Origin of the sequence: Lutibacter sp. HS1-25 (assembly GCF_004121075.1) — a bacterium.
Classification (GTDB): domain Bacteria; phylum Bacteroidota; class Bacteroidia; order Flavobacteriales; family Flavobacteriaceae; genus Lutibacter.
In genome coordinates this window covers 85161-98736 of the sequence record NZ_RHLN01000002.1, presented here as the reverse complement: position 1 = coordinate 98736, position 13576 = coordinate 85161, and the positions used below count along the sequence as shown (strand labels likewise).

Below are 13576 nucleotides of genomic sequence, written 5' to 3'. Positions count from 1 at the left end.
CGAGGTTTTTACCTCGATATTTTTATTTATATAAAAGTAAAATCTATTGAAAAATAACTTTTTAAATGATATAATTCTTGTGTGTAATTGATATTCCTCATTGTGTTTTTAAACAATTGTATTGAACTTTAGTTTAACCAAAAATCAAAATATCATGAAAACTAAACACGACCTTCCATTTATTGATAAAGTTATTGAAGCACTTAGAAAAACGGCTGTTAACTTAGAAGAATTTCAAGTAAAAGTTGCTTTAGGTAAAGCTGATGCTAAAGATAAATATGAAGATGTTAAAAAAGAATTTAACTTGTTTATTCACGATAGTGAATTTAAAATAAATCAGGTTAAAGAAAATATTGAGGAATTGAAAGCTAAGTTTGATGAACTTCGTGTGCAATTGGCCTTGGGTAAAGCGGAAACAATTGAGGTGTATAAAAATCAAAAAAAACAATTATTGCTAACCTTACATGAAATTGAAGTTAAAATTAAAACCAATGAAACTTTATGTAGAATGTATGCCCTAACACTTATTGAAATTGAACAGTTTAAAATTCAGCTCGAAATATTAGAAAAAAAATACAAGACTGATAAAAAGGAAACCAAAGAATCTTTTGAAAAAGGGAATTCAGAATTTAACTCCTTTATTGAAAAGTTGAAAAAGAAATACAGCAAGAAGAAAGAAGAAACAAAATTGGAACATTTTCAAAACGAAATTTCAGAAGCATTTACTCATTTCAAAAAAGCTTTTTCAAATTCCTAGGTAAATTACTATAATGAGGTTGTTTAAAATACGTCATTCAGCATTTATTTATACAACCTCATTTGTAATTAATAATCGTAATCACCTTTACTAATATTAATTACAATTCTAAAGCCTAAAATTGCGGCTAATAAAAAACTGACAATTCCTATTAAAGAAATATTTCGCCAAAGCGGATGTATTTCATAAATAATAAATAGCGCCGCACTTATAATTAAAGCTACCATTATAAAAGCAGTAATTAGTTGTTTAGTTAAGCGTATAAGCGTATGCACCATAGGGTCTATGCCTTTGTGCGTTAAGTCAACTTTTACTTTACCTGCATTTATTTTTCTGATGGCATTTTTTAAATCAGCAGGAAAATCTTCCATATAATCGGTTATTTCAACCATAGAATTTATCACCTTTTTTCCCATAATTATAGGGTTGAATTTTTTTGTAACACTTTTGGTTAAATACGGACTAACGATTTCAAGATGTTCAAAATCAGGGTCTAGTTTTTCAATTACACCTTCAAGCGTTACAAGTGATCTTGCAAAAAGGAAGAAGTAGGTAGGCACTTGTAAACCATGAATAACAATAATGTCTTTAAGTTCAAGTAAAATGGTGCTCATTTCATTTTTATGAATGGTTCTCACATAATATTTTTCAACAAACTCATTAATATCAAATTCTAAATCTCTTATATTTGGCACAACAACATTGTTCGATAATTTTTGAAGTGCTTTTATAATTTCATTCACATTTTTGTTTGTAACGGCAATAAATAATTTTCCAAATACCGAAATATCTCTTGGTAACATACTGCCCATCATACCAAAATCTAAATAAGCAATATGTCCATTTGGAAGTACCAATAAATTTCCGGGATGAGGATCGGCATGGAAAAATCCATATTCAAAAATTTGTTTGTAATAGCATATAGCCAACCGTCGGGCAATTATTTTAGTGTCAAAACCTTTTTCAATTAGTTTGTCTAATTTATCAATTTTAATACCTGAAATAAACTCTAAAGCCAACACTTTTGAGGTGGTAAATTCGTGATAAACTTTAGGTGAGTAGGCGTAATGGTTTGTAATATCATCTTTTTTTAAATTGTTGTAAAAACGTTCTACATTGATAGACTCATTAATAAAATCGAGTTCTTTTAAAATAGAATATTCAAAATTTTTAACCAGTCCAACAGGGTCAAAACTTTTTAATGAAGGGATTCTATTTTCTAAAACTTCGGCAATTTTGTACATTACCTTTATGTCTTCAACAATAACATCATATATGCCAGCGCGTTGTATTTTTAAAACAATTCGTTTGCCCGAATGTAAGGTTGCTTTATGTACCTGAGCCATAGAAGCAGAGGCAAAAGGGCGTGGGTCAAACCAGGCAAATAAATTTTCAACAGTATCTTTTAGTTCTAATTCAACAATTTCTTTTGCAACATTTTGAGGCATAGGAGGCACATTGTCCTGAAGTTTTTCCAACTCAAACGTTAGTTCTAAAGGTATTAAGTCGGCTCTATTGCTTAATATTTGTCCGAATTTTACAAAAGTAGGACCCAATTCTTCGCAAACCAATCTCATTTTAGCCCATTTGGTATACAACAATGCATGTTTTTTTGAAGTTTTAGGAATTAGCTTTTGAATAAATTTATAACGCTTGCTTTCATCCAAATAGTAAACCAAATCTTCAAAGCCATATTTTAATAAAACCTTTAAAATTTGATTGTATCTAGAGATAGATCTAAAATTATTTCTAATGCCCGTTAAAAGTCCCATTTTATTTGAGGTCTAACTTGTTTAATCTAGCTTCTAATAGTGCAATAGCCATGTCGGCTTTTTCAATCTTTTCATTCAATGCTTTAATTTCATCAACATGCGCTACATGTATTTTTTTATAAAATTTAATAACCAGTTCTTCAACTTTTTTGTCTAATTCGTCTTTAAGTTCTTGAGTTTTAAGAATTATTTTATCTACAAATTCCAATTCATTGCCATTTTCATCTAATTTAGATTCTGAAATTATTTTATCAATTTCATCTTTTCCTTTTTCAGATAATTCTTTAATTTTTTCTAAAAGTTCGGTGTCTCTAGCTAAAACGTATAAACTAGAGCTTAGTGTAAGTAATTCTAATATTGACTTGGCTTTCATAATTAAAAATTTAAATACCTCTATTAAATTTATGACGAAATAATGTTGTGTAAAATGATTAATATCATTTTGAGCTTTAGATTGTTGTTATAATTTTAATGAATAACGCTAAAAATTAAAGTCATGAAATCAAATCTGGTAACAAAAATTATGACCAAAAATGTTGTTTGTGTTTCGCCGGAACAAAGCCTTTTGGATGTTAAGCATATTTATGAAAAAAAAGAATTTCATCATCATATTCCTGTAACAGAAAACGAAAAATTGGTGGGTATAGTTAGTTTGATAGATTTTATGTATAACATTGCAGGTGCTGGACTTAGCGATGATAATATTGTTTACAGTAAATTAAAAGTGAAAGATATAATGACCAAACATCCGTTTTATTTAACGACCAATGCCACAATTAAAGATGTTTCTGAAGTGTTAGCAAAAGGCAATTATCATGCAGTTCCTATTGTAGAAGAAGATAAAAAAATAGTAGGTATTGTGTCAACTGCTGATGTGATAAAATTTTTATTAACAGCGCATAGTACTTCAAAAATAATTTAGAACTATAAATAATGTTTCTATATTTTTTTAATACTTGAAAATAAAATAACAATCGGTTTAGCCTTAAAAACAAGTATTTAATACCAAGCGATTTGGAATTTACTAAATCGCTTTTTTTATTTTTAGTATAGCTAAATTTCATACATTTGCAGGCCGAAATAATTGTGTTACTTAAATGCAATTTATCAGTAATAAAAATACTCCATTTCCAAAAATAGAAGCAGCTATAGGTGATTTAAGCAATTGTTAAGTATGTTTATTTCTCATTCCAAAGTCCCGAAACTGAAAAAATTAAAAGAGTTAAACTTATTTTTAAAGACATTATAAGTTAAAACAAAAGAGGATTATTTTAGGTTTTTAAACCAATAGCTAAAAATCTACATATTATAAACAAGTAAAAAACACACATATGAGTAACATAAACTTAGCTCAAATAAATGAAGTAATTGCTGAATATTTTAATACACATAAGGAAGATTACATTGCAATTAAAGATATCATGCCAGCATTAATTAGTGCCGGTGTTTTTACAAAAGACATTAAAAAAGGTTTGCCATTTAGAAAAGTTTTAAGGCAATTAGACGAAGAAAATGCACTAGATAAAATACCTTTTGTACACGCAGAACGAGTAGAAAAAAATATTTATTGGTATTTGGTCAGAACAGGTAAAAAATACAAGCCTACTCAAGAAGTGGCTACGGTATCAAAAAAGCAACTTGGAATTAACAAAAGAATAAATAGTGACGAACACTATATTTTAAATTTATGCGATGAACTATTGAAGGAAACAGCATCTCGTCAGCATAGGTTTTCATTTTTATTAGGTGATTTTCATAAAGATAAAAAAAGTAGAACCAAACTTCCTGTAGATGGTTACTATGAAAATTTAAACTTAGTAATAGAATATAGAGAAAAACAACCTGTTGAAGAAGTTTCTAATGTTGATAAATCTGAAGCAAAAACAGTTAGTGGCGTTTCACGAGAGCAACAATATAAATTATACAATCAACGTAAAAGAGATGTTTTAGAAAGAAAAGATATCAATTTGGTTGAGGTTAATTTCTATGCTTTTGAATATAATAGTGAGTCTAACATTGTTCGCAACAAAGAAAAAGATATTGAAATACTTCAAGATCTTTTAAAGGAATTTTTAAAATAATATCACAATTTTAAATATAGTTTGGTTTAAATATTTTAGTAAATTTTAATTTGAACTAAAATTCGAGCCATCATTTTCGTTAGAGAAACAAAAAGATTGGGAAGTGGGTAAAATAAATGAAAATTCACTTCCTTTTCCAAAAGTGCTTTCTACAAATATTTTGCCACCTTGTTTTTCTATAAATTCTTGACAAAGTAATAAACCCAAGCCTGTACCTTTTTCATTTTCAGTTCCTGGAACTGATTCCGTTTTATCAATTCTAAAAAGATTGTTTAGTTTATCTGGATGTATGCCTATTCCATTATCTGCAATAGTTATTTTTTGAAAACATTTTCCATTATAAAAAATGGATTCCGAATAAATTTTAACTTGACCTTTTCTTTCTGTAAATTTTATAGCATTTGAAACTAAATTTCTAAGTACAATAGCAGTTAGATCTGGGTCTCCAATAATAATTGAATTTTTGGCGATAGCATTTACAAAGTTTATGTCTTTTAATTTAGCCATATTACCCAATTGTTCAAACAGTTCATCAAAAGTTTTACCAACATTTAAGGTGTTTTTGTGCAGAATGATTTTTCCAGATTGCGACATCGCCCATTTTAGTAAATCGGTCAATAAATGATTTAATTGTTCTGAAGATTTTTGAGTGGCTTTTAAAAGATTTATTCTTTTTTCATCGTCCATTAAGTCATATTCTTCAATAATTAAGTCTAAAAGTGCTTTTTGCGACCCAAGTGGATTTTTTAAATCGTGTGCAATTATAGAAAAAAACTGATCTTTCATTTCGTTCAGTTTTTTTAATTTTTGTTCAGATTCAATTAGTAATTTTTCTTGCTGTTTTTTTTCAGTAATATCATACGCATTTAAAATTACAGTGTTTTTTGATTTTGGAGTTATTCGAGCCGAAAACCAATATTGTTTATTTTTAATTTCAAGTTGATACTCTATATTTACTAAGCGCTGTTCATTTACGCATTTTTCAATTGCATTTTTAAATTGGGTAGCTTGTTTTTTGTTAAATATTTCAAATATATTTTTACCTATAATTTCTTCTTCAGGAAGATATAATAAATCTTTATTTGTATAACTGATGTTTAAATACTCACCTTCAAAACTAAATTCAACAATAACGCTGTCTATAGAATTTAAAATGGCTTTCATTTCTCTTTCATTATACCTAATTTTTAATAGTGCTTTTGAAATTATTAAAATTAACAAGCTGATAATGAAGATGCTGATTATTAAAATGGTTAAAAGTGCTTTATCTTGGTCCAAATAATTATCCCAGCCAACTATAGGTATAGCTGCTAGTTCCCAATTTCCAATAGGTAAATTTATAGCTGTAATTACAGGATTTTTATTAAAAATAGATGCATCTCCCCAAAAAACACTTCCATTTTTTCCAGTACCATTATAACCTCTTAGTGAGAATATAAAGCCAGCTTCCTTGTTATTTAAACCGGCTTCTTCTAATAATTTATCTTTTTTAATTACAATATCAGTAACTCCCCAAAAATCATTTAATTCGTTGTATTTCTTATTAAAAATAGGAGTGTAGCTAACAAAAGCACTACCGCCTTCAACCAGTTCAACAGGGCCAGCAACAAAGGTAAGTCGGGTTTCTATGGTTTTTTCAACAATTTCTTTTCTTTCAGGGTGTTTAAGTAAATCTAAACCTATAGCAGATTCATGATTTTTAAGCGGAAAAATGGCATTTAAAACACAATTTTTTGATAATGCCATTGAACTAATAACAGAGTCATTTTTAATGTATTCTTTTGCCAATTCATTAAATTCGGTATTTGAAATATCAGGATTTAGTCCAACATACGCAGCAACTCCTCGTGTATAATAGATTCTAGAATATAAAGCTTTTTCTAAATTAGATTTTTTGCTAGTCATCAAATCATATAGGTTTGCTCTTTCGTCTTTTTCCCATTGACCTTTAGCATAACGAGTATAACTTATTGTTAAAATAAATAAAATTATAAAAGTGGCAAAAGCATAAATAAATGGTAATAGTTTTTTTTTGGAGATTTTATTACGCTTTTTCATTGCGAATATTTTTTGTTAAAATATTTTATAAGTGCTAATTTAATAATTAATTGCTTTATAATTAGCGAATAATGCTTTTATTATATTGTTTTTTGCTTAAATATGTTAGACAATAAAAGTTGTTTTATAAAAACAATTAATTTTACGATATTTGCGCACCGCTTAATTTATGATTAACCATAATTAATAATTAATAAAATGAATAAAAATACAGTATTAGCTTGGGCAACAGGAATTATGATTTTAGTTGGATTGGCATTGATAGGGCTTGGAGCATTTAGATATAATGAAGTTGCTGGTTGGGGATTTGCCTCGGTTGGAATTGGTTTTTTTGCCATTGCTTGGGTTTTTAACGCATTAAAAGGAAGAATGTAATTTTTTCAGTAGAAAGTTAAAAGTGCAAAGTTTTCTTAACCATTCAACAATTATAACACACAAATAATAAAACATATATATGTCAGACGATAAGAAAGTAATTTTTTCAATGTCAGGTTTAACAAAAACCTATCAAGGCGCCAATAAACCTGTTTTAAAAGATATTTATTTAAGCTTTTTTTATGGAGCTAAAATTGGAATTTTAGGTTTAAACGGATCGGGTAAGTCAACTTTATTGAAGATTATTGCAGGTCTAGAAAAAAACTATCAGGGAGACATTGTTTTTGCTCCTGGATATTCAGTTGGTTTTTTATCACAAGAACCAGAATTGGATGAAACAAAAACGGTATTAGAAATTGTAAAAGAAGGTGTTGCAGAAACTGTGGCAATTTTAGATGAATACAACAAAATAAATGATATGTTTGGTTTGGAAGAAGTGTATTCTGATGCTGATAAAATGGATAAGTTAATGGCGCAACAAGCTGTTTTACAAGATAAAATTGATGCTGCAAACGCTTGGGAATTAGATACCAAATTAGAAATTGCAATGGATGCTTTGCGCACACCTGAAGGCGATACACCTATCAAACATTTGTCGGGTGGAGAACGTAGAAGAGTTGCTTTGTGCCGTTTGTTGTTGCAAGAACCAGATGTTTTATTATTGGATGAGCCAACCAACCATTTAGATGCAGAATCTGTACATTGGTTAGAGCATCATTTACAACAATATAAAGGAACTGTTATTGCGGTAACGCACGATAGGTATTTCTTAGACAATGTGGCTGGTTGGATTTTAGAATTGGATAGAGGTGAAGGTATTCCTTGGAAAGGAAATTATTCATCTTGGTTAGATCAAAAATCAAAACGTTTGGCACAAGAATCTAAAACTGCATCAAAACGTCAAAAAACATTAGAGCGCGAGTTAGAATGGGTGCGACAAGGAGCAAAAGGTCGTCAAACTAAGCAAAAAGCGCGTTTGAAAAACTACGACAAATTAATGAGTCAGGATCAAAATCAATTGGATGAAAAATTAGAAATTTACATTCCTAATGGTCCTCGCTTGGGAACCAATGTTATTGATGCTATAGGTGTTTCTAAGGCTTTTGGTGATAAATTATTGTATGAAGATTTAAACTTTAGTTTACCTCAAGCTGGAATTGTAGGTATTATTGGTCCAAATGGTGCTGGTAAAACCACTATTTTTAAAATGATTATGAACGAATTGGCTCCTGATAAAGGCGAATTTAAAGTGGGTGATACTGCAAAAGTATCTTATGTAGACCAAAGCCATTCAAACATAGATCCTGAAAAAACCATTTGGCAAAACTTTTGTGATGAGCAAGAGTTGATTATGATGGGTGGAAAACAAGTAAATTCTAGGGCTTATTTAAGCCGATTTAATTTTGCAGGAAGCGATCAAAATAAAAAGGTAAGTACTTTGTCTGGTGGTGAGCGTAACCGTTTGCATTTGGCTATGACTTTGCGTGAAGAAGGTAACGTGTTGTTGTTAGATGAGCCAACCAATGATTTGGATGTGAATACTTTACGTGCTTTGGAAGAAGGTTTGGAAAACTTTGCAGGCTGTGCCGTTGTAATTAGTCACGACCGTTGGTTTTTAGATAGAATTTGTACACATATTTTGGCTTTTGAAGGTGATTCTCAATTGTATTTCTTTGAAGGTTCTTTTTCTGATTATGAAGAAAATAAGAAGAAGCGTTTGGGTGGTGATTTAACGCCTAAACGTTTGAAATATAAAAAATTAGTGCGATAAATATTGTTGGAAATAAATCCTTAGTTAAGGATTGTAAGATATATTTTACGAATAAAAAAAGGACTTTAGCGATAAAGTCCTTTTTTTATTCGTAAATGTCTGGTTAAAAATTACCTTTTAAGACCTTTAAATTAATTACTTTTGATTTGTTGTAAATAATATATTTGTATAAAAATGCAACTTTATTGAACTATAATAATTGATATTAAACTCAAATCTATGAAACTTAAAAAAATCACTGTTGTTATTCTATTTATAATTACAAGCAATTTTATAAAGGCTCAGCAATTTAATTCTGATAATTATGTTACAATGCCACATGGTACAGGTACTTTTGTAATCACAACTGGTGAAAGAGATGCTATGATTTCAACAGTTTTTACCTTGCTTAAAAACTTTGAATTTAATATTCAAGCCAATTTGTATTGGGAAGATAGAGCCAATAACATACCAAATCGTTATACTACAAATGTTTTTGGTAAATATATGTTTTGGGAAAATAAACAAAAGAATGGTGGTGCTGCAGTTTTTTTAGGAATAGGTAAATCTCCAGGTTATTTCACCATAGATAAATATTCGGATATGCAAAAAAATTACTGGACTGCAGTTCCTGTATCTATACCATTTTTAAATACTGTTTTTTGGGATATTATGCCCGGAGCTATGGTTAATTTTGATTATAATGATGAAAATGTAAGAACTACAGCTTGGGGTTTTACGTATAGCACAAGACTTGCGATTTATAAAGTGATTCCTGAGACTGCGATAGTAGGTGAAATTTTTGGAACTGAAGGTAAAGCATATTCACAACCAGAATATAAAGTTGGTTTGCGTTGGGAACCAAACTCATGGATTGTTCTAGCAGGTACTTATGGAGCAGCTTTAAACGGTAATAAAGGAGCTGGGTTTGAATTAGGGATTGTGATATTTACACCTTCGTTTTTAAAGAAAGATTTTATTAAAAACAATGTGATGACATATTAAATATTTAGCTGTAAATTTTTTTAGCAACATTTTTTTAATGCTCATTTTTGGTGAAGATTACAAAACTGTTGCTATTAGTTATTTAAATTTTAGTTCCCAAGAAACACCCAATGAATAAATCCAGAAGAAATTACCTTGATCAAAAGAAATTTCTTGATGTGTAACACCAGCCTGAGCTCCCCAAGCATTTTTACGGTTATTTGATGTGAAATAATAACCAAACCTAATTCGTTGAGAATCAAAATTTGCTTTTTTATTTCCAGTATTACCATCATTAAATTGCTCATAGTCGTCAGGAGAGTAACCCATAGAACCTGCTACTCCAAAATAATTATTGGCATCGCTTCGGTACAATCTATATGTAAGTGTACCAGAAATACTAGTGCCAGTATCACCAGGTGTAATATAAGGTCTTAATGAAAGATAGCTGTTACCTGTATACCAACCTACCGAGCCAGTGTAGATATTTGTAGTTGAACTGTATTTTAAAGTCCTAAGACCTAAAGAAACTTCAAAACTACGCGGTAAAGATTTGTATAATTCGGCTCCAAATCTAAACTTTGGAAATAAATATGAATCTGAAAATCCAAAGTTTAAATAAGCATATAAGCCTTCCATTATTCTTGGGTACAAATCAACTTCAAACTGTAAACCGTTGTTTTGAAATCTTCTGTTAAAATTTACCCTGGCAATAATACTTCCATATTTAGTTTGTCTGCTGTAATCCAAGGTATAATATTGCATTGGGTCAAAAACTTCAGAATACAAATCAATATTATATGTAAATCCAATAGCATTAAATCTTAATTCTTGCGATAAACTCTCTTTATATTCAATGGCTTTTTGGTTGTTTGGATTGCTTTTTAAAAGCGCATCTACTGTTATTAATGCTTCTTTTGGATTTAGTGAATTTGCTTCAGCTCTGGCTTTTAAAAGTAAAAGTTCTTCATCATTTGGAAAATAAGTCAATGCTTCCTTGGTCATTTTTAAAGCAGAAAACGGAACTTCAGCCCATAATTCATTGTTAATTGCAGCCACCCAAGTTGTTTGCCTATCTGAATCTTTTTGCAAAACGTACTTAAACTCTTTTCTAGCACTTTCATAATTTCCATCCCAAGCATAGGTGCTTGCTAAAAAGTCGCGAATATCAAGATAATCTGGGTACTTTGTTAAAAGCAATAGTAAAGTGTCTTGAGCTTGTTTTCGTTGTCCATCAAAGGCCATTTTTCGTGCAGTTTCAAAAGCAGCATCTGGATCACCATTAAAACTTTTTTGCTGAGAATAAAGGACGCTACTTATTAGCATAAATGCTATTGAAGTGAATTTAAATATAAACTTTAACATATTATTTTAAAGATTGTTTAAAGGTTAAATATTCTTGATTTTCTGGATATATTTTTACCAAGCTATCCATTATTTGTTCAGATTTTAATTTGTTGTTCATTCTAAAATAAGCTTTTGCGAGCTTAAAGCTAATGTCACTATTTTCTAATTCGTTGTTGAAAGCTTTTTGTGTAATCTCAATTGATTTTTCATCTTGTTTAGACCACCAATATAAATCTAGCAAAGCCAAATAACTGTCATAATAAAAAGGAGCTCTTTTAACTACGCTTAATAATTCTACTTCAGCTTCTTTATACCTGCCTTCCCAAGCTAAAGTTCTTCCTTTAAGTGTTCGGGCATCGGCATGATTGGGTAGTTCATTTATAATATAATCACACAGCAATCGCGCTTTTTTATAATCTTTTTTAAAGGCAGTTTCTCTTGCCAAATTAAAACATTCGTCAAAAGTTAAATTACGTGTTAGGTCTTTTAATAATACCAGTTCTTCATCAGAAAATTCAACAATCGAATTTCTATAAATATTTAGTGAATCAGGGAAAATTCTGTTTTTTTGAATGGTATAGCGGTTTAATTTTTTAAATTCCATTAATGAATCTGAAATGCTTTTAATAAGTTCTTTTTCAATTACTTTATTAATTCCGAAGTTTTCATTTATTTTATACAGAGCACCATCAGACAATAAATAATCGTTAAAAATATAGTCGTTAATACTTCCTTTGTATCGCATTAGTGGTATTTTATGAATATTTCTAAACTGTTGAGCAGTGTCTAAACCTTCGCTCATCCAAGCCGTTTTTTCTAATTTATTAAAAGTATAGTTGTTTATTAAAAATGACAGTAAACTTGGTGTTACATCTAAATGAGAAGATATTGATTTTATAGATTTTGTTTTATTTAATAAAGGACTGTAAATTAAAAAAGGTACATGAAACCTACATAATTTGTCTTTTTGATTGATTGGTATTAACCTGTGATCTCCTGTTATTACAAAAATAGTATTGGCAAATTCTGGTCGTGTTTTATAACTATTTATAAAGTTTTTTATAGCTGTGTCAGAGTATAGAATACTTGCAAAAATATCCTCGTAAGATTTCACTTCTTCTATAAAATCACTTGAGCTATTTTTTGCGTTTAAAATGCTATCTACTTTTGTTTTGTAAATTTCTTTTGAAGGAAAATCAAAAGGTTCATGGTTTGTTAAGGTCATTATAATATCTAACCTAGGTTGTTTTTCAGGGTTTAATACAGAAGCTACTTTTTTGAAAATTTCAGCATCAGGATATCCCCATGAAAAACCACCAGCGTTGGCTTGTGTTTTTTCAAAATCGGGTCCAAATTTATCTTCATCTATAATATTATCGATATTGTTATATTCTAAAAAATTTATTTTTCTATCAAAACTTGATGGGTCGCCTGTGTAAAATGATGTGGTATATCCATTTGCTTTTAAAACACTTATTAACGATATGTGTGAAGGTATTTTTTGTATTTCCATAAATCCTTTATCACCATAAGGAAGCGATCCAAATAAGGCTGGTAAAACGCCAAAAGTTCTACCTGCTGTACTTGCAAAATTTTCCCAATACAATGATTGTGTTGCTAAAGAATCTATAAATGGAGTAAATCCGCTATATGCATTTTTACCCACAAATTCGGCTCCTAAGCCTTCAACAATAATAAAAACCATATTGGGTTTTTCTTCATTAATATTGAAAAAAGGAGACAAGACATCTTTTGTTTCAGAAAAAGATTTTAAAAGAGGATAACTATTTTTGTTAGATAAATCGTATGAATTTAGTTGGTATTGTTCGTACTTATACTTTAAAATATCTGAAACTAAATAATTTAATTTGTTTTGATAATCGTTTTCAGAAGATTGGGACATGACCAATTTAAGTCCTCCAAAAATTAAAACAAAAATAAATAAACTAGCAATTAAAGATCTGCTAGAAATGTATTTTGTAAAAATTACATTAATTACAAAAAACATTGAGACGGCAACAATAAAAGGAATAAAATATAGAACAGACAAAGATTCTGATGAGGAAACGGTCACAGTGATATCATTAAATGAATACCCTAACAAATCTGCACCTAAATTTAGCAATGTTGTAGCACTGTATTTTGCCAATGAAAATTGTATTAATACCAAAATTGCCAATAAAATTTGAACAATTATTTGGTTGTATTTTTTTGTAAATACAGTTAAAATCCAATGGATAGGAAAAAGTAAAGTTCCTATTAATAAACTTGTCCAAAAGTCGTTTAGCATTTTGTATAAAACAACAACTCCAATATTAGGTACTTTAATGCCTCTTGAAATTGTTGTAAAAATTTCAAATAAACTAGTAAGCCAAAATGTTAAAATTAAGGCAACAATTAGGTAAACGTAATTTATTAATTCTTTTGTTGAATATTGTATTTTCATAAGTTT

Annotated in this window: 11 protein-coding genes; 6 read left to right on the top strand and 5 right to left on the bottom strand. The window is 29.3% G+C overall.

From position 1 onward, the window contains the following. The first annotated feature begins 154 nt into the window (after nt 1-154). Nucleotides 155-757 (top strand): hypothetical protein, encoded by a 603-nt coding sequence (locus EC396_RS01865; RefSeq protein ID WP_129365005.1) that lies wholly within the window; start codon nt 155-157, stop codon nt 755-757. Between the two features lie 68 nt (nt 758-825). On the opposite strand, the gene EC396_RS01860 is transcribed toward EC396_RS01865, so the two are convergent. Both EC396_RS01860 and EC396_RS01855 read right to left on the bottom strand, forming a co-directional pair. Continuing rightward, on the bottom strand, nt 826-2529 hold the full coding sequence (locus EC396_RS01860) for an AarF/ABC1/UbiB kinase family protein (protein WP_129365004.1): 1704 nt from the start codon (nt 2527-2529) through the stop codon (nt 826-828). A 1-nt stretch (nt 2530) separates the two neighbouring features. After that, nucleotides 2531-2902 carry a hypothetical protein gene (locus EC396_RS01855; protein WP_129365003.1) on the bottom strand — a complete coding sequence of 124 codons (372 nt, stop codon included), beginning with the start codon at nt 2900-2902 and terminating at the stop codon, nt 2531-2533. Between the two features lie 123 nt (nt 2903-3025). Here EC396_RS01855 and EC396_RS01850 point away from each other — a divergent pair, with 123 nt between their 5' ends. Then, the gene (locus EC396_RS01850; RefSeq protein WP_129365002.1) at nt 3026-3451 is read left to right on the top strand and encodes an HPP family protein; all 426 of its coding nucleotides are present in this window, start codon (nt 3026-3028) and stop codon (nt 3449-3451) included. 409 nt (nt 3452-3860) lie between these two features. After that, on the top strand, nt 3861-4610 hold the full coding sequence (locus tag EC396_RS01845) for a hypothetical protein (protein ID WP_129365001.1): 750 nt from the start codon (nt 3861-3863) through the stop codon (nt 4608-4610). Between the two features lie 45 nt (nt 4611-4655). Here EC396_RS01845 and EC396_RS01840 read toward each other — a convergent pair whose 3' ends face one another. Further along, complete coding sequence (locus EC396_RS01840) at nt 4656-6668, bottom strand: ATP-binding protein (RefSeq protein ID WP_129365000.1); 2013 nt, start codon at nt 6666-6668, stop codon at nt 4656-4658. A 198-nt stretch (nt 6669-6866) separates the two neighbouring features. Between EC396_RS01840 and EC396_RS17810 the strand changes: the two genes are divergently transcribed. The 3 genes from EC396_RS17810 to EC396_RS01830 all read left to right on the top strand — a co-directional run bounded on the left by EC396_RS17810 (nt 6867) and on the right by EC396_RS01830 (nt 9798). After that, the gene (locus EC396_RS17810; RefSeq protein ID WP_164975180.1) at nt 6867-7043 is read left to right on the top strand and encodes a CAL67264 family membrane protein; all 177 of its coding nucleotides are present in this window, start codon (nt 6867-6869) and stop codon (nt 7041-7043) included. A 79-nt stretch (nt 7044-7122) separates the two neighbouring features. Then, nucleotides 7123-8814: an energy-dependent translational throttle protein EttA gene (gene ettA, locus EC396_RS01835; RefSeq protein WP_129364999.1), complete on the top strand. Its 1692-nt coding sequence runs from the start codon at nt 7123-7125 to the stop codon at nt 8812-8814. Nucleotides 8815-9033: 219 nt separating this feature from the next. Then, on the top strand, nt 9034-9798 hold the full coding sequence (locus EC396_RS01830) for a hypothetical protein (protein WP_129364998.1): 765 nt from the start codon (nt 9034-9036) through the stop codon (nt 9796-9798). Nucleotides 9799-9876: 78 nt separating this feature from the next. On the opposite strand, the gene EC396_RS01825 is transcribed toward EC396_RS01830, so the two are convergent. Then, nucleotides 9877-11142 carry a YaiO family outer membrane beta-barrel protein gene (locus tag EC396_RS01825; RefSeq protein ID WP_129364997.1) on the bottom strand — a complete coding sequence of 422 codons (1266 nt, stop codon included), beginning with the start codon at nt 11140-11142 and terminating at the stop codon, nt 9877-9879. Nucleotide 11143: 1 nt separating this feature from the next. Further along, nucleotides 11144-13570 (bottom strand): LTA synthase family protein, encoded by a 2427-nt coding sequence (locus EC396_RS01820; RefSeq protein WP_129364996.1) that lies wholly within the window; start codon nt 13568-13570, stop codon nt 11144-11146. Nucleotides 13571-13576: the final 6 nt, after the last annotated feature.

Excerpts from the sequence above, each read along its gene's own strand:
- EC396_RS01865 (WP_129365005.1), top strand. The coding sequence starts at position 155 with ATGAAAACTAAACACGACCTTCCATTTATTGATAAAGTTATTGAAGCA.
- EC396_RS01825 (WP_129364997.1), bottom strand. The coding sequence starts at position 11,142 with ATGTTAAAGTTTATATTTAAATTCACTTCAATAGCATTTATGCTAATA.
- EC396_RS01850 (WP_129365002.1), top strand. The coding sequence starts at position 3,026 with ATGAAATCAAATCTGGTAACAAAAATTATGACCAAAAATGTTGTTTGT.
- EC396_RS01840 (WP_129365000.1), bottom strand. The coding sequence starts at position 6,668 with ATGAAAAAGCGTAATAAAATCTCCAAAAAAAAACTATTACCATTTATT.
- EC396_RS17810 (WP_164975180.1), top strand. The coding sequence starts at position 6,867 with ATGAATAAAAATACAGTATTAGCTTGGGCAACAGGAATTATGATTTTA.
- EC396_RS01860 (WP_129365004.1), bottom strand. The coding sequence starts at position 2,529 with ATGGGACTTTTAACGGGCATTAGAAATAATTTTAGATCTATCTCTAGA.
- EC396_RS01855 (WP_129365003.1), bottom strand. The coding sequence starts at position 2,902 with ATGAAAGCCAAGTCAATATTAGAATTACTTACACTAAGCTCTAGTTTA.
- EC396_RS01830 (WP_129364998.1), top strand. The coding sequence starts at position 9,034 with ATGAAACTTAAAAAAATCACTGTTGTTATTCTATTTATAATTACAAGC.
- EC396_RS01820 (WP_129364996.1), bottom strand. The coding sequence starts at position 13,570 with ATGAAAATACAATATTCAACAAAAGAATTAATAAATTACGTTTACCTA.
- EC396_RS01845 (WP_129365001.1), top strand. The coding sequence starts at position 3,861 with ATGAGTAACATAAACTTAGCTCAAATAAATGAAGTAATTGCTGAATAT.
- ettA (WP_129364999.1), top strand. The coding sequence starts at position 7,123 with ATGTCAGACGATAAGAAAGTAATTTTTTCAATGTCAGGTTTAACAAAA.